At 69.3% G+C, this 20,493-nt stretch carries 24 protein-coding genes and 1 pseudogene; 12 read left to right on the plus strand and 13 right to left on the minus strand.

Features of this window, described 5'->3' with window-relative positions:
- Nucleotides 1-521 precede the first annotated feature (521 nt).
- Nucleotides 522-1,373, plus strand: coding sequence for an MBL fold metallo-hydrolase (locus ABD346_RS34115; protein WP_344380190.1), 852 nt, complete (start codon nucleotides 522-524; stop codon nucleotides 1,371-1,373).
- A 207-nt stretch (nucleotides 1,374-1,580) separates the two neighbouring features.
- On the opposite strand, the pseudogene ABD346_RS34120 reads toward ABD346_RS34115, so the two are convergent.
- Nucleotides 1,581-2,020: pseudogene (locus tag ABD346_RS34120) on the minus strand (helix-turn-helix domain-containing protein); the annotation flags it as partial.
- 94 nt (nucleotides 2,021-2,114) lie between these two features.
- Nucleotides 2,115-2,354: a hypothetical protein gene (locus ABD346_RS34125; protein ID WP_344380191.1), complete on the minus strand. Its 240-nt coding sequence runs from the start codon at nucleotides 2,352-2,354 to the stop codon at nucleotides 2,115-2,117.
- Nucleotides 2,355-2,636: 282 nt separating this feature from the next.
- On the opposite strand from ABD346_RS34125, the gene ABD346_RS38695 reads away from it, so the two are divergent.
- The gene (locus ABD346_RS38695) at nucleotides 2,637-2,897 is read left to right on the plus strand and encodes a transposase (RefSeq protein WP_381226439.1); all 261 of its coding nucleotides are present in this window, start codon (nucleotides 2,637-2,639) and stop codon (nucleotides 2,895-2,897) included.
- A 70-nt stretch (nucleotides 2,898-2,967) separates the two neighbouring features.
- On the opposite strand, the gene ABD346_RS34130 is transcribed toward ABD346_RS38695, so the two are convergent.
- The 8 genes from ABD346_RS34130 to ABD346_RS34165 form a co-directional block, all read right to left on the minus strand.
- Nucleotides 2,968-3,372, minus strand: coding sequence for an ArsR/SmtB family transcription factor (locus tag ABD346_RS34130; protein WP_381226441.1), 405 nt, complete (start codon nucleotides 3,370-3,372; stop codon nucleotides 2,968-2,970).
- Nucleotides 3,369-4,487 (minus strand): MFS transporter, encoded by a 1,119-nt coding sequence (locus ABD346_RS34135; protein ID WP_344380193.1) that lies wholly within the window; start codon nucleotides 4,485-4,487, stop codon nucleotides 3,369-3,371. Before ABD346_RS34135 ends, ABD346_RS34130 begins: the two co-directional genes overlap by 4 nt.
- 65 nt (nucleotides 4,488-4,552) lie before the next feature.
- On the minus strand, nucleotides 4,553-5,524 hold the full coding sequence (locus tag ABD346_RS34140) for an LLM class flavin-dependent oxidoreductase (protein WP_344380194.1): 972 nt from the start codon (nucleotides 5,522-5,524) through the stop codon (nucleotides 4,553-4,555).
- A complete protein-coding gene (locus ABD346_RS34145; protein WP_344380195.1) occupies nucleotides 5,521-6,516 on the minus strand; it encodes an FkbO/Hyg5 family chorismatase in 996 nt (331 codons plus the stop codon). Before ABD346_RS34145 ends, ABD346_RS34140 begins: the two co-directional genes overlap by 4 nt.
- 2 nt (nucleotides 6,517-6,518) lie before the next feature.
- Complete coding sequence (locus ABD346_RS34150; protein WP_344380196.1) at nucleotides 6,519-7,163, minus strand: DsbA family oxidoreductase; 645 nt, start codon at nucleotides 7,161-7,163, stop codon at nucleotides 6,519-6,521.
- Nucleotides 7,163-7,645 carry a nucleoside deaminase gene (locus ABD346_RS34155; protein WP_344380197.1) on the minus strand — a complete coding sequence of 161 codons (483 nt, stop codon included), beginning with the start codon at nucleotides 7,643-7,645 and terminating at the stop codon, nucleotides 7,163-7,165. Before ABD346_RS34155 ends, ABD346_RS34150 begins: the two co-directional genes overlap by 1 nt.
- Before the next feature lie 106 nt (nucleotides 7,646-7,751).
- On the minus strand, nucleotides 7,752-8,153 hold the full coding sequence (locus ABD346_RS34160; RefSeq protein WP_344380198.1) for a DMT family transporter: 402 nt from the start codon (nucleotides 8,151-8,153) through the stop codon (nucleotides 7,752-7,754).
- A gap of 46 nt (nucleotides 8,154-8,199) precedes the next feature.
- Entirely contained in the window at nucleotides 8,200-8,520 is a 321-nt protein-coding gene (locus ABD346_RS34165) for a DMT family transporter (RefSeq protein WP_344380199.1), read from the minus strand.
- A 220-nt stretch (nucleotides 8,521-8,740) separates the two neighbouring features.
- Here ABD346_RS34165 and ABD346_RS34170 point away from each other — a divergent pair, with 220 nt between their 5' ends.
- The 8 genes from ABD346_RS34170 (at nucleotide 8,741) to ABD346_RS34205 (ending at nucleotide 14,621) form a co-directional block, all read left to right on the plus strand.
- On the plus strand, nucleotides 8,741-9,190 hold the full coding sequence (locus ABD346_RS34170) for a MarR family winged helix-turn-helix transcriptional regulator (RefSeq protein WP_344380200.1): 450 nt from the start codon (nucleotides 8,741-8,743) through the stop codon (nucleotides 9,188-9,190).
- Between the two features lie 243 nt (nucleotides 9,191-9,433).
- Nucleotides 9,434-10,903, plus strand: a complete 1,470-nt coding sequence (locus ABD346_RS34175) for an AMP-binding protein (RefSeq protein ID WP_344380201.1) — start codon at nucleotides 9,434-9,436, stop codon at nucleotides 10,901-10,903.
- Nucleotides 10,900-11,166: an acyl carrier protein gene (locus ABD346_RS34180; protein WP_344380202.1), complete on the plus strand. Its 267-nt coding sequence runs from the start codon at nucleotides 10,900-10,902 to the stop codon at nucleotides 11,164-11,166. Before ABD346_RS34175 ends, ABD346_RS34180 begins: the two co-directional genes overlap by 4 nt.
- A 59-nt stretch (nucleotides 11,167-11,225) precedes the next feature.
- Complete coding sequence (locus ABD346_RS34185; RefSeq protein WP_344380203.1) at nucleotides 11,226-11,600, plus strand: ectoine synthase; 375 nt, start codon at nucleotides 11,226-11,228, stop codon at nucleotides 11,598-11,600.
- Between the two features lie 118 nt (nucleotides 11,601-11,718).
- Nucleotides 11,719-12,837: an acyl-CoA dehydrogenase family protein gene (locus ABD346_RS34190; protein ID WP_344380204.1), complete on the plus strand. Its 1,119-nt coding sequence runs from the start codon at nucleotides 11,719-11,721 to the stop codon at nucleotides 12,835-12,837.
- Nucleotides 12,838-12,853: 16 nt separating this feature from the next.
- Nucleotides 12,854-13,537 (plus strand): transglutaminase domain-containing protein, encoded by a 684-nt coding sequence (locus ABD346_RS34195; protein WP_344380205.1) that lies wholly within the window; start codon nucleotides 12,854-12,856, stop codon nucleotides 13,535-13,537.
- An 11-nt stretch (nucleotides 13,538-13,548) separates the two neighbouring features.
- On the plus strand, nucleotides 13,549-14,361 hold the full coding sequence (locus ABD346_RS34200; protein WP_344380206.1) for a maleate cis-trans isomerase family protein: 813 nt from the start codon (nucleotides 13,549-13,551) through the stop codon (nucleotides 14,359-14,361).
- Nucleotides 14,358-14,621, plus strand: coding sequence for a DUF6253 family protein (locus ABD346_RS34205; RefSeq protein WP_344380207.1), 264 nt, complete (start codon nucleotides 14,358-14,360; stop codon nucleotides 14,619-14,621). Before ABD346_RS34200 ends, ABD346_RS34205 begins: the two co-directional genes overlap by 4 nt.
- An 85-nt stretch (nucleotides 14,622-14,706) precedes the next feature.
- On the opposite strand, the gene ABD346_RS34210 is transcribed toward ABD346_RS34205, so the two are convergent.
- Nucleotides 14,707-15,948 carry an IS701 family transposase gene (locus ABD346_RS34210; protein WP_344380208.1) on the minus strand — a complete coding sequence of 414 codons (1,242 nt, stop codon included), beginning with the start codon at nucleotides 15,946-15,948 and terminating at the stop codon, nucleotides 14,707-14,709.
- An 820-nt stretch (nucleotides 15,949-16,768) separates the two neighbouring features.
- Here ABD346_RS34210 and ABD346_RS34215 point away from each other — a divergent pair.
- Nucleotides 16,769-17,368: a TetR family transcriptional regulator gene (locus ABD346_RS34215; RefSeq protein WP_344380209.1), complete on the plus strand. Its 600-nt coding sequence runs from the start codon at nucleotides 16,769-16,771 to the stop codon at nucleotides 17,366-17,368.
- Nucleotides 17,369-17,391: 23 nt separating this feature from the next.
- Here the strand turns inward: ABD346_RS34215 and ABD346_RS34220 are convergent, their stop codons facing one another.
- Nucleotides 17,392-18,171: an SDR family NAD(P)-dependent oxidoreductase gene (locus ABD346_RS34220; RefSeq protein ID WP_344380210.1), complete on the minus strand. Its 780-nt coding sequence runs from the start codon at nucleotides 18,169-18,171 to the stop codon at nucleotides 17,392-17,394.
- Nucleotides 18,172-18,286: 115 nt separating this feature from the next.
- A complete protein-coding gene (locus tag ABD346_RS34225) occupies nucleotides 18,287-18,916 on the minus strand; it encodes a ScbR family autoregulator-binding transcription factor (protein WP_344380211.1) in 630 nt (209 codons plus the stop codon).
- Between the two features lie 125 nt (nucleotides 18,917-19,041).
- On the opposite strand from ABD346_RS34225, the gene ABD346_RS34230 reads away from it, so the two are divergent.
- On the plus strand, nucleotides 19,042-20,001 hold the full coding sequence (locus ABD346_RS34230) for a ScbA/BarX family gamma-butyrolactone biosynthesis protein (RefSeq protein ID WP_344380212.1): 960 nt from the start codon (nucleotides 19,042-19,044) through the stop codon (nucleotides 19,999-20,001).
- Nucleotides 20,002-20,493 lie beyond the last annotated feature (492 nt).

The following is a 20,493-nucleotide window of genomic DNA, read 5'->3' on the forward strand; positions in this document are numbered from 1 at the left end:
ACTTCGCCCGAGAGCGCAGGACGGGCCCGTAGGGAATGGCGGCCCGGTCGGTCACCTTGGCCTGCATGCCTGCCGCTTCCAGCATCTCCAGCGTCACGTCGGCGCAGCTCAGGGCGGACTGGACCAGCAGCAGAACACCGTGAGGCCGCAGCAGGGCGGGCCCTGTCGCGCCCAGGCGGTCGAGGACATGGCGGCCGTCGACGCCGGCGTACCGCGATCAACTCGGCGGCCTCGGGCCGCGCTTGCTCCCGCCGGGCCCGCCGCCGCGCGGTCGGGCCGCCTACGTCGGAGTGAAGGCAACCCGGGGCGCATCCCCGAGCACCATCACCATCACCCCGCACCGGAGAGATCAGTGGCAGATGGGGTCGGATGGCTGCTCTGCTCAGCGATAAGCGGCCCGCCTCGCTGCCCCATGCAGACTCGACCTCCCGGCTCTGCCCGCAGACCTTCGGCGGGCAAGCCACTTCTGCTTGTGTAAAGGTGGCAGCGGTATCTACGCCCACGTCTGAGGGATGTCCACCATGACCGAGCCTGCGCCTTTGTCCTACGAGGTGCTCGTCGCGGACGGCGTCCCCAGGAAGATCGATCTGAGGATGCCGAACGGCGACCAGATTGTCTCCTCCCCCATCTCATCCACCCTGATCTACGGGGAACGGGATGCAGTCCTGGTGGACCCTCCGCTGACCCACGGGCAGATCGCTCAGGTCGCCCAGGGCGTCGAGCGCTCCGGAAAGCGGCTCGCGTACGTGTACATCACCCACGGCCACCCCGACCACTGGTTCGGCACAGCGACGCTGCTGGAGCAGTTCGGAGATGACGGCACCGTTGTGTACGCCACCGAGGGCACCATCGGGCAGATGCGCGAGCAGCTGAAGGACAAGGAGGAGGGGTTCGCAAAGACGTTCCCCGAGGTCCCCGAGAACACCCCGGTGCTCGCCGTCCCCGTACCGCCCGAAGGGTTCCGCCTGGAGGGCCGGGTCCTGCGCGCGGTCGAGACCGGCCACACCGACACCGACGACTCCAGCGTCCTGCACGTACCGTCGATCGACCTCGTCGTCGCCGGAGACGTCGTGTACAACGGCGTCCACCAGATGATGCTCGAAGGCGGCAACGGCGGCCTCCAGGCGTGGCTCGACGGCATCGACCGGGTCGCCGCCCTCAACCCGCGCCATGTCGTCGCCGGCCACAAGAACAAAGATCTGCCCGACGATCCGAAGATTCTGGACGAGACCCGCCAGTACCTGCGGGACACGATCCGCCTGCTCGCCGACCGGCCGACCCCGCTGGAGTTCTTCGACGAGATGATGAAGCTCCACGGCGAGCGGCTCAACCCCGGCCCCCTCTGGTACAGCGGCCTGGGGCTGCTCACCTGAGAACAGTGTCCACTCAGGCCTCGCGTGCCCACATGGAGACCCGTGCGGACCGGTCGCCGCCGCTCTGCACAGCGGCGGCCGTGACACCGGACGGCAGCTGCCTGCCCGCTCGACATTCGATGGCCCGCCGCGACCACGGGCCCGAGGCCGTGCTGCGCCTGCTGGGCCAGAGCGCCCCGCCCAGCTCAGCCCCAACCAGGTGCCGGCCGTGACCCCGCCGCGGGCGAGCAGTAGACGCAGGGCCTCGCGGCCGATGCGGATCGTACGGCCGTGGACTTTGCGCAGGTAGGCGGCGAGTGCGGATGGACCAGCGGGTGAAGAGCTGGCCGCGCTTGGTCGGGCGGGCGGCGCCCGTCTGGGCGACGAATCCTCGTCGTCAGGACTGAGCAGGCGGGACGGCCTCCCGCCCACTGAGTGTCCAGGCGGGCCAGGCCGATCCCGTCGAACCGGTGGATCACGTCACGGACGGTGCCTCGTCGGCCTGGACCAGCTGGGCGATCACCGGCACCCCGTTACCTCCGGGCGAGGCAAGGATCATCATCGCGCGTCGGTAGCGCACCGTACTGGTGCTGGCCCGGCGCACGATCTACTGAAACCTCTGCCCTACTTGGTCGGTCAAGCCTCCGGACCCTGGCCGGCTCTGCCACCGCACCCCCACGCACAGATTGGATGTCGGCACATCCAATCGCCCGCAGGAGCCCCATCGCGAACGGCAACCCGGTGAACCTCACAGTGGCAGCACTAGTTTCGTTCGCTGTGGATGTGGTCGCGGTTGTTGCATGCGTCGTCCACGGCGTCGGTCCACGGTGCGGCCAATGGGACGAGTCCGAATGCCTGCTTGCAGAGATTGGCAGTGGAGAGGGGCTGATGGCCGGCGATGTTGATGCTGCGGCCCAAGTCGTCGCCGTTGTCGGCGTGGGCCGGGGTGGCGAGGGCGAAGCCGGCGATGGTGAGCGCGACAAGCGCGCTGATCTTCTTCATGGCCGGGTCAACGACACCGGTTCGGCCCGGGTCACGCTGCTGCTCATCGTTCCACCGCGGTGCCGCTCCCCCATCCCGAGTCGCAGACCGTCGACGCCTCCCGTCCACCGATCGCCTGTGCCCGGACGTTGCGCCACGGGCTTGCAGCCGCAGGCTGCCCAGGCCGACGGCCTGGGTGGAACCGCGCCTGCCTGGGGTGTTGTCTGGGCAGACGTGTCTGATCTTCTATTCCTCGCCATGGCGGGCCCTCCACCTTGATCGTGGACACGTCGACGCTGGATCTTGAGTCCAGGGAGAGGAGTCCGGGGTGGGGACCTACGAGTTCTCGACGGATTACTCGACGGAATTGCGGGCCGACGCGGTGGTGTTGGCCGTTCGTCGGGCCGGTCTGTCTCACGTATCGCGGCCGGACTCGGCGTGAACCACGAGAGGCTGCGGCAGTGGATCAAGACGGCGGAGAGGGCCGAGCAGCCCGAGGCGGTTGCGGCCCTGGCGAAGGACGCGGAGCCCGGCCTGTGCCGGAAACCCCGGAAACCGGGGTAGAGCCACAGTGGCGCGTCCGCCGCAATAGCGGCCTCTACGGACAGGGTGTCGCGGCCTCGGGGCCCTGGGGTCAGGCCCGGCGGGCGGCTCGGTCTCCGGGGAGTCCGGCCGCCGTGAGCAGCGTGTCGAGCAGGCCCGGGAACAGCATGTCGAGGTCGGCCCGCCGCAGCCGTGTCATCTTGGCCGTTCCCTCGTAGGTCTGCCGGATCAGGCCGCTCTCGCGCAGCACGCGGTAGTGATGCGAGGCCGTGGACTTGCTCACCGGCACGGTGATGGATGAACAGGGCAGGGCGCCGGTGGCGGCCGCGAGTTGTCGGATCATGCCCAGCCGCACCGGGTCGGACACGGCGTGGAGGAGGTCCTTCAGGCGGATGTCTTCCGGGGCGGGGTGGGGCAGTTCACGGTTGGCCGGTGTGGTGTTCGCGTTCACGCGTCCCTGCCGGGCCGGTCGTGCGTGGTGTTCCTTCCGGTTCATGCCCATGTCCGGCGCGGCAGGCGGATCATCAGCGAACCGGCGACGGCGGCGACGGCCGTCAGGGCGGCGAACACGGTCGCGGACGTGGTCATGTCGACGGCGTCACTGAGGTATCCCGTGGCGATCGGCAGGATGCCGGCGAACGCGTAGCCTCCCGCGCTCAGCGCCGCGTTCGCCTCTGCCAGCCTGCCTGTCGGTACGGCCGAGTTGAGCAGGGAGAACCCGCCGAGCTGGCCCATTCCCTGGCCCGCGCCGGCAAGGACGGCGGCGGCGATCAGCAGGGTCAGGGACTGGGCGCGGACGGCGGCCACCGCGGCCAGCATTCCCGCACCTGTCAGGATTCCGGCCTGGATCAGCACTCGGCGTACCGGCACGCTCCTGATGGCGAACTGGATGCCCGTCGACGTCCCGAACATGACGCATCCGATGCCTCCCGCTATCAGGCGGCTGCTGGTGTGCAGCAGGGTCGTCAGCAGGCTCGGGCCCAGGGCGAGGATGAGCGAGGTTCCGGTCATGCCGGGCATGTAGGCCATCAGGCTGGATGTGAGGCTGGTGCGGTTCGCGCGGGGCACCGAGGGGATCCGCAGCCACCGGTGCTCCGTCGCGGTGCCGGCCGAGGAGGGGATGACGGTGAACACGACGGCGAGCGCGGACAGGAGTACGAGGATCTCGATGGCGAACACGGTGACGGTGGGCGGCCCCCACAGCTGGGAGACGAGGCCTCCCAGCAGGGGGCCGGTGGCGAGGCCGACACCGATGGCGACCGAACCGGCGAGGGATGCCGCCCGTTTGCGGGCGGGGCCGCCGACGTCCGCGACGGCCGCGGTGCCGGCCGACACCAGGGCACCGACCGCGAGCCCCGTCAGGACGCGGGCGGCAATGAGTTCGGGGACGTGGCGTGCCGTCATGAACAGCACGCAGGAGGCCAGGGCCGCCACGAGGGCGGGGACCAGGACCTCGCGACGCCCGAACCGGTCGGCCAGCACACCGGCGAACGGCAGCACGAGCAGGAGTCCGGCGATGTAGGCGGCGAAGATGACGGTCGTGGTGGCGGTGGTGAAACCGAGGCGCTCCTGCCACACCCCGAGCAGCGGGGTCGGGATGTTGGACAGCATGAACACGGCTGTGACGGGCCATGCCGCCGCCCACACGTCCCAACTCCGCGCGTCCGCTCGCGAGCTCATAGGGCGCGCAGGAGCGGCAGCAGCTCCTGCGCGGTGCGCTGCACCGCGGTTCGGTATCTCGCCTCGGTGAGCTCGCTGGTGGGCAGGCGCAGGATGAGGTGGCGGGCGCCGTTGTCGACGTACTGCCGCAGCCGGTCGGCGACCTCGTCGGCCGTTCCTCCGAAGATGCCCTGGGTGGTACGCATGGTGGTGAGGGGAAGGCCGTAGTAGGCGCGGAAGTAGGACCCGAGGGTGTCCTCCGCGTCCTGCTTCGTCCTGTCGACCGCGACGGAGAGGTAGACGGCTGCGGTGACGGCGTCGCCGGGGCGCCCGGCCGCTTCGCGTGCCGCCGCGACCTGGTTCCATCCCTCGCCGTACTTGTCGGGGGAGGTGGAGGTGGGCATCCAGCCGTCGAACTGGCGGCCGGTGCGTTGGAGCATCTTCGGTCCGGAGTGCGCGATCCACAGGGGCGGCCCGCCGGGCTGTGCGGGGTTCGGCAGCAGCGCGGCGTCCTTCAGCCGGTAGTGCCGCCCCTCGTAGGAGACGGGCTGCCCTTGGGCCTTCCACAGTGCCTGGCAGATGTCGACGGTCTCCCGCATCCGTCCCAGGCGGGTGGCGAAGTCGAGTCCGTAGTTGGCGAATTCCTGCTCGGTGGCGGGTGAGGCGAATCCTGAGCCGATGCCCGCGATGAGGCGGCCGCCGGAGATGCGGTCGAGGCAGGCGAGTTCGTGTGCCAGGTGCACGGGAGGGCGCAGGGGCATCAGGACGGCGGTGCCGAGCTGGATCCGTTCGGTCACGGCGGCTGCGGCGGTGAGTGCCAGGAGGGGGTTCATCCGGGAGCGGGCGAGGGGAGACTCGCCGGCCCACACGGAGTCGAAGCCGCAGTCCTCGGCCAGCCTCGCGATCGAGGCCAGGTTGGCCGGGTAGGGGCCGTCGTCCACCACGGACTCCCGCCCGGGCAGCACGATGCCGACCTTCACCGCGGTCACAGTGCCCACTCCCGTCCGGGCACGATGCCTTCGATCTCCACTAGGAGGTCGTCGCGGCACACGGCGACGTTGAGGTACTTCACCTCGACGCCGGTGCCACACGCCTCTTCGCATGCCGCGCGCACTGCCGGAATGTCACTGGCATGCCGCACGTACACCTTGATCAGCCGTAGGTCCTTCAGCTCGTGCCCGTCGTCGATGCCCTGGGCCGTGAGGTTCTCGCGGGACACGAGGTGCGCGATGTTGTCGAGCACCACTCGCGTCTGGCTCTCCACGTCGCCCTGGTGCACGGTTGCGTGGCCGAGGATGGACGCGGTGCCGGACACGTAGAGCGCGTCGCCGAGGATGGTGGCGCGGGCGAAGCTCGGGGGCTTCGGGCCGTACTCCTTGGGGTAGTGGTACGCGGGCGTCTGCTTCAGGTTCTCCACGTGCCGCGGTACGTCCTGGTGGGAGGCGAGGAGCGAGAAGGCGATTCCGCGGTCCCGTGTCCCGATCCCGGTGGCGGCCGGCATGTGTGCGGTGCCCCGGCCTTTGTACGTCTCGAATGCCTGGGCGCGCCCCTGGACGAAGTCCTGGTAGACCTCCATGCCTTCGGCGTTGGCGCCGACGATGTCGCCGACGAAGTTCCACATGCGGAAGATGTGCGCGTAGCCGAGGTGGTTGACCAGCGCGAAGGCCTTCTCGTACAGCTTTCGCACCGGCGGGGTGTAGACGTCCTGCTCGGGCAGGAGTCCGGCGATGAAGAGGTACTGGCCGTCGTGGGCGTAGGCGAGGTCGTCGCGGATGGCCCAGCGGGGCCGTCCGGGCACGGTCCATACCTCGCGGAACTCCTGGGCGGGCCCGTCTGCCATGGGGATGGCCAGGTCGGGGCTGCCGTGTTCGGTCAGGGTCAGGGAGGCGGTGGTGGTGAAGGTGACGGAGGCCAGGACGTGCCGCCCCTGCTCCGCTTTCGGTATCTCCCGGATGGGAGCGAAGTGTGCGCGGATGCTCATGGTCAGCAGCCGCCGTTCACGCTGCAGGATCCGCCGGGCTCGGTGTCCTGCTGGGCCTGGGCGTCGAGGATCGCCTTGCGCAGCTGGGCGGGGCTCGGCACTCCCTCGATGCGGGTGTCACCGATCAGGAGGGTCGGCACGGACTGCACGCGGTGCGCCTGTGCCTCGCGGAGTGCGTCCTGGTGCCTGGCGCTGTAGGTGCCCTGTTCGAGGGCCGCGCGGAACGCGGCGCCGTCCAGGCCGATCTCCTCGGCCAGGAGCTGCAGGACGTCGAGCCGGCCGAGGTCCTGGTCCTCCTGGAAGAAGGCGCGGAACATACGACGCGTGTATGCGGTGCCCTTTGCGTGCTCGGCCGCGAACTGGTAGCCCTCGAAGGCGAGGCGGGTGTAGGGCTGCGGGGAGACGGTGGGCAGGGTGATGTCGACGTCCATGCGACGGGCCATGGGGTACACGGCGCGCCGCCAGATGTCGGGGAGGTAGGCGTCCTCGGGGCGCAGGGTGGGCTGCGGGTGGGGCCGCAGTTCGAAGGGCTTCCACTCGATCTCGACGTCGAGGTCCTTCGTGGCCTCGTCCAGCGGTCCTTCGGCCAGCATGCAGAAGGGGCAGACGTAGTCGGACCAGACCTGGATCTTGACTGGGGTGCTCATCACAGTCGGCCTTTCCGGCCGGTCAAGAACTCTTGGAACGGCACTTCGTGCCCCTCGACGGGGGCGTGCGTCACCTTGAGCGGCCACGAGGTGGGGTCGGTGGAGAAGATGGCGTACGAGTCGGCGTAGTTGAAGCCGTACGCGTCGGCGGTCTTGCGGTCGGCCGCGTACACGATGTGCTCGATGTTGAAGTAGAGGGCGGCCATGTAGCACAGGGCGCAGGGCTCGCCGGAGGCGATCAGGGTGGCTCCGGCGACGCCGTATCTGCCGGCTTTCCGGGCCGCGGCGCGCAGCGCGACGACTTCGGCGTGGGCCGTGGGGTCGTTGTCCTCATGGACCCGGTTGAAGCCGGTGCCCAGGACGTGGCCGTCCCGTACGACGATCCCGGAGAAGGGGATGCCGCCTTCGGCGACGTGACTGCGACTGATCTTTACGGCTTCCTCCACGTAGGGAGTCAGGTGGTCGAGGGTGTCGCTCTGCATGGCGGAGTCGGTCCTTGAGAGGGGGCGGGGGGCGTCGGGCATGGGCTGGGGGCGGCCCGTCGTGGCAAAGAGCTGCCCCCGGTGCGGTGTGCGGTGCGGGGCGCGTTCAGACGCCGGCGCCCTGGGCTGCCTTCGGCTGGTCGGCGGGCTGTTCGGTGCTGCTCGGCTTGTCTGCGAGCTTGAGCCAGACGACGCCGAGGATGATGACGCCGAGCCACAGGGACTGGACGGCGGTGAGGCTCTCGTCGAAGAAGACGGGGCCGAGTGCCGCCGCTCCGGCCGCCCCGATTCCCGCCCAGACGGCGTAGCCGATGCCGACGTCGATGGTGCGCAGCGCGACGCTCAGCGCCCACAGCGTCAGGAGGAAGAACACGACGGCGACCAGCGACCAGGTCAGCCGGGTGAAGCCGTGGCTTCCGCCGACCGAGAGTGCGTAGCCGATTTCGAAGACGCCGGCGAGGAGGAGCATGAGCCAGGAGTTGGCGGCGGAGGGGCTGTTCGAGGACATGGGTGGGTGCCTTTCGTGGGGTTGGGGTGCTGGGGCGGGCGGAGTGTCAGGCGGCGCCGCTGAGCTGGAGGCCGACGACCCCGACGATGATCACCACGATGCCCAGGGCCTTGCGCCAGCTGAGGCTCTGGCCGAACAGCAGCGCGCCCAGGAGGGTGATGCCGACGCCGGAGACCGAGGTCCACAGGGCGTATCCGACGCCGACGTTGAAGGTCAGCAGGGCCTGGCTGAGGAAGTAGGTGCCGAGGGCGCCGCTGACGAGGGTCACGGTCGTCCACTTGCGGTTGTGGAAGCCTTCGGCCTTGCCGGCTGCGATGGCGACGCCGATCTCGAAGACGACGGCGATGGCGAGGTAGAGCCACTGCATGGAGGAGTCCTTTCGGCGTGATGGCCGTACGTTCCGGGCCGGCCATGCGGGGGGGGCGGGGGTGGGGCGTGAGGGGTGGCTGCACCGAGGGGGCAAGTTATTGCTTGTGCATGCAAAGACATGATGCCCGAGCGCTCCCGAAAGCTCAATGGGAGGAACGCCTGGAGCTTGCATGAGCATGTACTCTGATGTCAAACATCAACCCGGGGAGGCCACGACTATGGCAACTTCACACCCCGTGCCCCCGCGCACGTCCGACCACGCCGCCTGGAACCGCGTCCTCGCGCTGCACGCACAGGTGGAACGCGAGCTGACCCAGGCGCTGCAGAGCCGGCACGGGCTCGGCCTGTCGGAGTACCGCTCCCTGGAACACCTCGACCAGTCCGAGGACAGCGAGCTGCGCATGCAGGACCTCGCCGAGCGGGTGGGCCTGGGGCAGTCCTCCGTAACTCGCCTGGTAGGGCGGCTGGAGGCGGCCGGCTTCGCCTACAAGGACCTTTGCCCGTCGGACAAGCGCGGCGTCTACGCGGTCATCACGGACGAGGGACGGCAGCGCTACCAGGCCGCGCGCGCCACCTACACGGAGGTCCTCTCGTCCGCGCTGAACGCCTTCACCGCCGACCCGGATCTGGGACCCACGGTCCAGGCCCTGCGCGCCCCCCGGAGCTGATCCCCCCGCACTCCTCCGGACCACATCCGACACATCGCCCCCTTCACCCCCGGACGCTTCATCGTCCGGGGGTTTTTAGTTGCACAAACATTCACCTGCGACCTGGATCACACCCACTTCGCCAAGTGCATGCTTGACCAAGCATGCACTTGGCCGGATACCTTCCCCCTCGACACCGCACGATTCGACGAACAGTCGAGCCGCATCTGAGCGCCGACTGATCCGACCGCGAGGAATCCCGCCGTGCCATCGCCCCGTCTGGCCGAGACCGTCGCCGTCCACGGCTACCGCCGGCCCCACCGCATCGCGCTCCACTTCAACGACCAGGCCGTCACCTACGGCGAGCTGAGCGACCTGACCCAGAACCTGCGCAGCCAGGTGCTGCGGCTGAACCTCCCGGCAGGCAGCACCGTGTGCGTGCCGGCGCACAAGACGCCGCAGACCATCGCGCTGCTGCTGGCCGTCTTCCACGAGGGCCACGTCGCCCTCGCCCCCTCCCCCGACCTGGGCAGTGCGGCACTCGAGCGCCTGGCGCAGCAGGCCCGTGTCTCGCACCTGCTCACGGCGACCGCCGACGGCGAGCTCAGCGCGGCGCCGGCGCGGGCGGACCACGAGCAGGCGCAGCACTTCGCGATGCCGGATCCGGTACGGACCCGGCTGCTGCTGACCACGTCCGGCTCGACCGGGACTCCGAAGATCGTTCCGATCGAGGCCACCGGGTTCGACGCCTTCACCGACTGGGCCGTCCACGAGTTCGCCCTGTCCCCCCGTGACATCGCGCTGTCCTACGCCCCGCTCAACTTCGACCTCGCGCTCCTCGACGTCTGGACCTTCCTGCACCTGGGGGCGGAGGTCGTCCTGGTGGACCAGGGCAGGGCGGCGGACGGCCCGCACGTCCGGGCGCTGGCCGCGGAACACGAGGTCACGTTCGTCCAGGGGGTGCCGATGCTCCACCGCCTGCTGACCGAGGCCGGCGGGGTCTTCACGGCCGTACGCCGCATGATCTTCACCGGGGACAGCATGCCCGCCTCGCTGCTCACGAAGGTGGCGGCGGCCTTCCCCGGGGCCCGCTTCCACAACGTGTTCGGCTGCACGGAGACCAACGACTCGTTCATCCATGAGTTCGACCCGGTCGCGCCGGCCGGCCCGCTGCCGATCGGCCGGCCCATCGCCGGCACACGCGCACTCGTCCACGCCCCGGACGGAACGGTGGTGGAGGCCGCCGGGACCGGTGAACTGCTGGTGGCCACGCCCTTCCAGACCCACGGCTACCTCAACACCGCCCTGAACCCGGCGGCGTTCACCGTCGTCGACGGACTCACCTATTACCGCACCGGCGATCTCGTCTCACGCGACGAGCACGGCACATACAGCCTCCAGGGCCGCGCGGACTGGCAGGTCAAGGTCCGCGGAGTGCGCACCAACCTGCAGGAGGTGGAGCGTGTGATCGCCGCGCACCCGGACGTGGCGGAGGCCGTCGTGGTCCCCCTGCCCGACGAACAGGCGGGCGTCCGCCTCCACGCACATGTCAGCCGGCACCCCAGCAGCACGCTGACCAGCCTGCAGCTGCGTACACACACCGGAAAACACCTGCCGCGGCACGCCATTCCCACCTCCGTGCACATCACCGATGCCCCCCTTCCCCGCACCTCCACGGGCAAGCCCGACCGCAACCAGATCAAGAGCAACCGAATGAAGGAGATCCACGCATGAGCAGCAGGGACATCGCGGCCGGGATCCGCGACTTCGTCGTGACCCAGTACCTGTCCGGCGAGGACGCGTCCGACCTCACCGACGACTACGACCTGATCGAGTCCGGAGTCATCGACAGCCTCGGCCTCGTCCGGCTCATCTCCCACATCAGCCAGTCCCACGAAGTCCCCCTGGACGACATCGAGTTCGGCCCGGACAACTTCCGCAGCATCAACGCGATCGTCGCCCTGATCACCTCCCACACCGGGCCCCTCGCGGCCTGAAGGGCTCCTTCCACACCTTCCAGGCGTTCGGCACCTTCCACGACAAGGAGAAACAGAACATGATCGTCCGCAGCATCGACGCCCTCGCCCCGGTCGAGTGGGGCAACGGCCTCAGCTACCGCCTCCTGACCGAGTCCGACGGCATGGGCTTCGCCGTCTGCGACACCCTGGTCCGCCGCGGCACCACCAGCGCCCTGCAGTACCGCAACCACCTCGAGGCCTGCTACTGCGTCAAGGGATCGGGCGAAGTGGTCGAGAAGGACGGCACCCGCCACAAGATCGTGCAGGGCACGATATACGCCCTCGACCAGCACGACCCCCACTACCTCGTCGCCTCCAGCGACGAGGACCTGCACCTCATCTCCGTGTTCAACCCGCCGATCAACGGCACCGAGAGACACAACCTGTCCGCAGACGGGTTCTCCCAGTACTGATACGGCGGGCCCACGGCCCCCGTGTCCCCAGCCCCCGTCGGCGGCGCCCACTCCCCCCGGGCGCCGTCGGCGGGGCCCCGCGCCACCGACCTCACCCGCAGCGGACCTAGGACAAGCCTTGAGCGACGACCTCTTCCACCTCGCCACCCCGTGGGCCGACGAACTCAATGCCGACTTGCAGGAGTTGGACGCCTCCGGCGCCTTCCCCCAGGACAAGTGGAAGGCCATCCGGAGCTCAGGGATCCTGCGCACCCCTTTCCACCCCGACTTCGGCGGGAGCGGGCGCAGTCTCTCCGAGACGATGCGCGCCCTGGAGGGACTGGGGTACACCTCCCGCGACGCGGGACTGTCCTTCTCCACCTCCACCCAGATCGTGTCCGTCGGAATCCCCGTGCAGCGGTTCGCGACGCAGGAGCTCAAAGAGCGGTACCTGCCGAAAATCATGGGCGGTGAGCTGATCACCGCGCACGCGATCACCGAGGAGTCCGGCGGGTCGGACGCGATGAACCTGTCCACCGTCGCGCACCGCGACGGCGACCACTACGTGGTCAACGGCGGCAAGATGTTCATCACCAACTCCCCCATCGCCGACCTGTTCCTGCTGTACGTACGCACCGGCAAGCCCGGCCCGTTCGGCCTGACCACGCTGCTGGTCGAGGCCGGTACCCCCGGTCTGTCCGTCGGGCCCACCATGGACAAGATCGGACTGCGCACCAGCCCGATCGGCACGCTGTCCTTCGACGAGCTGCGCATCCCCGTCGCCCAGCGCGTCGGCCAGGAGGGCGCGGGCTTCCTCGTCCTGGACCACGTGATGAAGCGCGAGGTCCTCTTCGGCTTCTCGCTCACGCTCGGCGAGATGACCCGCCGGCTGGAGGAGACCATCGGCTTCGCCAAGGCCCGCACCCAGTTCGGGCAGCCGATCGGCAAGTACCAGGCCATCTCGCACAAGATCGCCGACATGAAGATGCGGGTGGAGACCGCCCGCAAGTGGCTCACCGACACCGCGGCCAAGGTCGAGGCGGGGCAGGACGCCGCCCTCGACCTCGCGGCCACCAAGACGATCGTGTCCGAAGCCAACGTGCAGACCGCACTGGACGCGGTGCAGATCCACGGCGGGCGCGGGGTGCTCACCGAGCACGGCATGGAACGCGAGCTGCGCAACTCGATCGCCGGGACCATCTACTCCGGCAGCTCGGAGATCCAGCGCAACCGCATCGCCACCCTCATCGGCCTCTAACACCACAGGACATGCCATGACTGCCGACCTCCTCCAGCTGACCCGCCCCACTCCCTTCCTCGACTACGAGAGCGATGAGGTCCAGGACTTCATCGACCACGCCGTCAAGGACCGCTCCGCCGACAAGAAGACCAACGCGATCGAGCTGTACTACGCCGTGCGCGACGGTGTCTTCTACGAGGTCTACGGCGCCGACCTCTCCCCCGAGGGACTGAAGGCCTCGCACACCGCCAGGACCAAGTCCGGGTTCTGCCTGCACAAGGCCGCCCTGTACGCCGCGGCGGTACGCGCCCTCGGCATCCCCTCCCGCCTCGTGTACGGCGACGTGCGCAACCACCTCGCCTCGCCGCGGCTCATCGAGCACATCGGCGGCGACGTCTTCTTCCACGGTCTGACCCAGGTTCACCTGGACGGCACGTGGGTCAAGGCCACACCGGTGTTCAACAAGATGCTCTGCAAGCTCTACGGCATGGAGGCCCTGGAGTTCGACGGCACCCACGACAGCCTCTACCACCCGTACGCCGAAGGCGGCGGCTCCATGGAGTTCCTCGTCGACCACGGCGCCTTCGACGACGTTCCCTACGACTTCATCATCGCGACCATGCGCTCCAAGCACCCCAACTTCCTCGACAAGGCCGGGACGGGCACGGTCAGCGGCGGGCGGCTGGCCGACGAGTCCACCCTCACGACGTCCAAGTAGGAGATCCCCTCATGTCCAGCACCAGCGCTCCTCCCACCGACGGATGGGATGCCTCCACCCGCATCGGCGTCGTCGTCCCGCACGCCGACGTCGGCCCGGAGGCCGAACTCCAGGCCATGGCCCCCGCCTCGGTATCCGTCCACGGCTCCCGCATCCACTTCGCCGCCATGCGCGCGGGCGGCGAGATGGACGAGAAGATCCCGCACGACCCGGTCAGGGCGTTCGTCGAACCGCCCTTCCTGGACCAGGCCGTGGAACTCGTGGCAGCCTCCCCGCTCCACGCGCTCACCCTCGGCTTCACCTCCTCCAGTTACGTACTGAAGGCCCAGGGAGAACAGGCGCTGTACCAGCGGCTGGCGCCGTTCACCCGGGGGCTGCCCATCACCGGCACGACCAGGGCCGCCCGCGCCGCGTTCCACGCGCTGGGCGCCCACCGGATCGCCATCGTGAACCCGCCGTGGTTCGACGACACGCTCTCGGGCCAGGGCGCCGACTACTTCCGCGAGTTCGGCTTCGACGTCGTCCACCACGGGCCGTGCGGCCTGCCCTCCAACCAGAAGGCGATCACCCCCGACAACCTGTCCGCCTGGATCCGCACCACGGTCGCCCCGCACCGTCCCGACGCCGTTCTCGTTGCGGGCAACGGCATCCGGGCCGTGGGCACCATCAGGCCCCTCGAGGAAGAGCTCGGATTCCACGTGATCACCGCGAACCAGGTGATCCTCTGGCACGCGCTGCACCTCGCAGACGCCGCCCACCTCGCCGCGGACATCACCGACTACGGGCACCTGTTCACCGCCACCCCCAAGGACGGACACGCGTGAGCCTGCTGGACGCCGCCGGCTACGAGGCCGTATTCGGCACCCCTGAAGGAGACAGCTACCGCTTCCCCCTGGTGTGCTGGCACGACGACGGCACCTACATCTCCGGAATGGTCCTGCACAAGGGGCAGCTCAGGCGTGCCGAGCAGGTCACGGGCTTCATGCGCTACGACACCTGCCCCGCTCCCCTGCCCGTGGACGCCTACGCCTCCCGCCTCACCGACGCACCATCGCAGACCCGCCTGCCCCAAGCCGTGCACTGACACCGCCGCGGGCGGGCGGAACACCGCAGGGGGCGTGCTCGTCGTACGCCGACGAGCCCGCCCCCTGCACTTGCGTGACCGTGTATCAGGCGGTCCGGTGGCCCTGGGCCTGCTGCCCGTGGAGCGACGTCCACGGCGCTGCGTGGGGATCGGGCACTGCCCCGCTGCCCGAGCCGACACCGCGGATGCTCCGCATGTCCTGCTGCGCCGTCAGCCGGGCGTACGTGAAGGCCGCGGAGACCAGCGTCATGTGGTGGTGCCATCCGGGGAACGAACGGCCCTCGAAGTCCCGCAGGCCGAAGTTCCGTTCAAGGCTGTCCACGGTTCCCGCCGCCTCCGCGCGGCGGCCGGCCAGTCCGCCGAGGTCTCCGAGAGGGTGCTTCACCATGTTGGTGAGCCACAGACAGCCGCGGCGGCCCCGGCCGTCGGGCTGGGCGAACAGCCGATAGGTGTGCTGGGGCCCGGGCAGCGAACAGGTCCGGGGCAGGTGAACGAGGGCCGTCGGGTACTGCGGTGCGTCGGCCGGCGCGGGCACGGCAAGCCGGGAGACGGTGCCGGGACGTTCGTTGATGAGCCGGACGGCCGACACGGGGGCGGCCTCGGGGCACTGGCGGGCCGCCAGATGACTGCCGGGCCGCACCAGCAGGTTGTCCGGCACCGCGACCACGAAGTCGTGGCCCCGGGCGCTGAGTCCACTGACCAGCGCGGATGCGTCCAGGTACCCGGTCGCATCGGCCACCACCGGCATCGGGCCGTGAGCCGCGAACGCGGCCAGCTCGTCGGTCAGATCCAGGAACCACTTCTCCGCCGAAGCCGCGGCATCGCTGGGAATGCGAGCCCGTAGCCGTCGCGCCTGGTCGGACCACTCGTCAGGAAGCAGCATGCCCCAGGCGACGGGAAGGTCCTCGGTGTCCGACGACAGGAAGACGCCGAAGCCTATCTGGCAGTTGACGGTACGCCCGGCGTGCGGAATGAAACGGCGGTGCACTCCACAGGACTGCTCGCCCCGCTTGGGCAGTACGGCGGGGGCGATGGTCCAGCACCGGGGCTGGGTGCGCTCCTGGGCCCACCGGATGAGCTCTGCACGGATGGGCCCCCACTCCCAGGGGCTGGAGTTGATGAACTGATGCAGGGCCTGCGCCGCTGTCGACGAGTCGGTCACCTCGGCAGCCATGCGCCGGACCGTCTTCTTGCCCCGTGTGGTGAGCAGACCCTGTACATAGGCAGCCGCCCACCTGCGCTGGTCGACCCTGGGCAGATGCCTGAAGAGTTCCTCGGCGAACCCGCTGAAGGATTCCGATCCGTCCGCCCCGTGCTGCGCAGACATGTGCGGGTTCTCCCCCTGTCCCCACCTACGCTCGTGGGTCACGCCTAAGAATTCCGAGTGCTGGTGCATGCGCTACGCCTCCTCCCCGCTCCCGACGCCGGCCGAGCCGTGCCTGCGCAGGTGGCGCACGCACTCCTCGGCCGCGGCGGCGTCGCCCACGACCCGTACGCGGGTCTTCGGCGCCTCGATGACGGTGCCGGGACGCGGGCCTGCTGCGTCCCCATGTCGTCGGTCAAGCCGTGCAAGGTGTCCCCCCAGAGTCAGGTCTGCCTCTCGGTACAGGATAAAAATAGTTGATTTTTTCTTTCTTGGTAAGGGCCGGTCCCACACGAAACCCGCCTCGTCGGCAGCACACACCTCTGGACTCCACGGCGGGCGGGAGTACTACGGGAGGACCCGGCAACGAAACCCGCCGGCCCGTACGGCAGCGGCTCACGGGCGGCCACCCTGCAGAGCAGGGTGCGCGGTTCGGGCACGTCGCGTGCACCCGGCGGAGGGCGGAACGACTCCCGCTCCCGGAGATGCGCAGCCATCGCCCCTCTGGCGATACTGCGATCTTTTTAAGACACTTAGCATAGTGATCGCTATCATTTTTCTGGAAGCCTGGGGCGCCTCGGCATACCCTGGGCCGGGCGCCCGCCCAGCCTGGACGGGCTCGGGCCGCCGGGAAGGCCGCAGACCCCTTGGGCCTCACCAGGCCCGGGACGCACCTTCACTTCGGCATTGCACCAGGGGTGTACCGCCGCCCCGGTGCGCGGGCGGGGCGAGCCCACAGAACGCGACGCACACTGGTGTGCCTGTCCGACGGAAGGTCAACGGGATGCAGGAACGAGCCGCACGCACACGGCAGGCCCTGGTCCTTGCCGCGGCCCGGGAGTTCGACGACAACGGGTACGCCGCCGCGTCCCTGGCCGACATCGGCAAGGCCGCGGGCACATCGACAGGCGCCGTGACCTTTCACTTCCCGTCGAAGGCATCACTCGCCGACGAGGTGCACGCACAGGGCGTCGCAGTGACACGGCACGCCCTGCAGCAGGTGGATCACCAGGCCGGACCGCTACGGTCGGCAATCTCCATGGCGGGCGCGGTGGTGCGATGTCTGGAGAACGACGTCACCGTGTGCGCCGCAGCACGTCTGGACCGGGATCGCGAAGACTGCGCACCCACCTGGAACTCCGTTTGGTCAACGGCCGTTCAGCAGGAACTGGCCAAGACGACAGGCGCATCATCGTGCGCGCCGGCAGAACCCTCCCTCGTCCTGTCACTCGTCGTCTACCTGGTGCGCGGAGCAGAAGTGGACGTACGCGCACAACGGCGCAGGGGGGCGCCCGAAACCCAAGCGAGCAGCGTGTCGGACCTGTTCACCCAGATGTGCGAGATGCTCCTCCCGGCACTGGAGGGCCCCCGCGTCCGTGAGTGACCCCCCCCCTGCCTCCAGCGGCGTCACACGGCGCTGCAGCCGCCGTCCACCGGAACGCCCGCGCCCGTCATGAACGACGCCTCCGGACCGCAGAGCCAGACGGCCACGCGCGCGATCTCCTCCGGCTCGGCAAGCCGCTTCTGGACCGCCCGCGTGACGGCCGCCTTCTCCAGCCCGGGCATCTCCTGCAGCGCCTGCTCGACGAGTTCGGTACGCGTAATGCCGACCATCAGCGCGTTGACCCGGATGTCCCGGTCGCCGTACTCGGCCGCGGCAGCCCGGGTCAGCCCGAGCACCGCGTGCTTGGCCGCCACATACGGAGCCACGGCACCCGTGGCGAACTGGCCCGCGGTGCTGCAGGTGTTGACGATCGCCCCGCCCCTGCCCTGAGCCAGCATCACGGGTATCTGATGGCGCAGGCAGTTCCACACGCCACGCACATTGACGTCCATGATCCGGTCATAGACATCGTCGTCCAGCTCGTGCAGGGGCACGGCCACCGTGCCCCATCCCGCGTTGTTGAATGCCGCGTCCAGCGACCCGAACGTATCCACCGCGGTGGACACGGCCCGCTCCACGTCCGCGGATACCGTCACATCGCCCGGTGCGACCGACGCCGTGCCGCCCCCCGCGGCTATGGACGCCGCCAGCTCCCGCAGCCGCTCCTCACGCCGGGCCATGAGGACGACATTCGCCCCCCGGGCGGCGAACAGCCGCGCGGCCGCCGCACCGATTCCGCTGGAGGCCCCGGTGACCATCACCGTCCTGCCATCGAGCTCCCGCCGGCCTCTCCCCACAGACATCGCCATCTTCGTACCCCCACCACTCGTCCGCATGAACTGACCATGCCCAGCAGAGCACATCCCGGGCCCGGCATCACCCGGAACGACAACGGACGGCCCTCGCACGACCCACCGGTCAGACGCGCCTGCCCCGCGACTGCCCGAACTCCAGGCGCGCCACGGCGCTCGGCACCGCGACCGACGGCAGCACGACCCGCCACATCTCCTCGATCCGCTGCGGCAGGTCGGCCCGGCCCGACTCTATGGAGGAATGCATCTGGGCGCCGGTACAGGCGTTGACGACCAGCCGCGCGACGGCCTCCACGTCGACTGCCCTGCGCACCTCCCGGCCGGCCTGCGCGGCACGCAGGTCGCAAGCGATGATGTCCGTCCACTGCCGGTGCGAGTTCTCCTCGGGAGCGTTGAACTGCTCCTGTTCCATCACCAGGCGCGCCCCCGCGTACAGCACGGTGTCTTCAGCCAGTCCGTACGCCCAGGTCAGAGTGATGTCGATGGCATGCTGCAGCCCCTCGGACTCATGCTCCGGCCGGACCCTGGCAGGCTGGGTGACCACGATCTCCCGGGCGAGCTCCTCCTTCGACTTGAAGTGGAAGTACATCGCCCCCAGCGTGAGCCCCGCTCTGTCCGCGATCTTCGAGACGCTCGCGCCCGCGAACCCCAACTCGCCGAAGACCTCGGCCGCCGCCTGGACGAGCGCCTCCCTCGTCCGTACCGCACGCTCCTGCTTCACAGCCCGCTGTGCCATGCCATCCCGCCTCCTCCAAGTAACGACTCGACAAAAAAAACAACGGGCACTATTTTATTTCGTGCTCATGCAGGCGTCCAACCGTGCCACGTCAAGGTCGAAGCGAGTTGGGGGAGGGCAGCACCGTGTCATACGGCACCGCTGAAGCACCATGCACTGTTGAGGCACCATCGATCGCATCGCCGCAAGTCCGCACCCAGGCCAGTCTCAAGGAGTGTGTCGGCAAACGCGACCTGTCGGAGGTCTTCGTTACCGACTGCCTCTACCTGCGCGGCAGCGAACAGGCGGTCACCGTCCAATGGCCGCGGGCACACGACTTCTACACGCCGACCCCGCAGGCCCACAGCCCCCTGCTCTTCACCGAGAGCGTGCGTCAGGCACTCGCCGTGTCCTGCCACACGGCACACGGCATACCCAGGAACTATCACTTCGGCTGGCAGCACCTGAACCTGGAGGTGGCCGCCGACGCGCTGCGGACCACGCAGCGGCCGGCCACCCTGCGCCTACGGGTCATCCACTCGGCGATCGAGCACCGCCGGATGGGCTCGGTCCGGCTGGTCGCACATGTGCAGGGCAGCGTGGACGGCAGGTACGCGGGCTCCGCCGAAGTCTGCTACAGCGCCCACCCGAGCAGCATCTACAACCGTCTGCGCGGCCCCTACGCCGACCGCACCGTCTTCCTGCGGGCCGCCCCGCCCACTCCCCCCATCCCTCCCGAACGCGTGGGACGCACCAACCCACGAGACGTGGTCCTCTCCCCCACCGGCCAAGAAGGCCGATGGCACATGCGCGTCGACACCGGCCACACCGTCCTCTACGACCACCCCCACGACCACATACCCGGCATGGTGCTCCTCGAGGCAGCAAGCCAGGCGGCCCAGGCAAGCCACGACACACCCGCCACCCCCGTCGCCTTCACCACCACCTTCGACGGATACGTCGAATTCGACGCGCCCTGCCTGCTCACCACCACCCCCCTCGCACCCGACCTCCACAACCGCCCGCGCGTGCGGATCGACGCACAGCAGCGCGAACGGCGGGTCTTCAGCGCCACGGTGGCACTGGCCCCCCACCCGGCCCGCTGAAACACCACCGAAGCGGCACCCCGAGAGCCCGGACCGGCCCGCACTCCACAGCCGCCCGCCCATCCGCGAACGTCGCACCCGACACCAGCGTTTTGGTGTCGGGACCACCGTCGGGCACCCCCAGCTCACACAAACACGCCCGGCTCTCCCTGAAGACCATCTCCGCCACCCGCCCTCCACGGGGCGGCAAGCGGCCACGGCCCAACTACTGTCGGAGCTCGGGATGACCATGGCCGCACCGTTCACAGTGAGCACGAACTCGGCCCTCTCGTTGGCTCCATGAGGTGACGCGTCGTCATCAGGGTGTCGGCTACATGTCCTCGCTGTCGCGGGTTGCCCGCGGGGTGGGCGAGGTGCCGTCGGCTGGTGACCACGCACTTCGCCGCCCACGGCCGGGTGACGGCGACATCGGCGACCCGCCTGCCCGACACAAAGGAGATCGTCGGGGTGCCCGAGCGGATCTCGCCCTGGGGCTACCCCGTCGAAGACCGT

This window comes from Streptomyces mauvecolor (assembly GCF_039532965.1).
Classification (GTDB): domain Bacteria; phylum Actinomycetota; class Actinomycetes; order Streptomycetales; family Streptomycetaceae; genus Streptomyces; species Streptomyces violascens.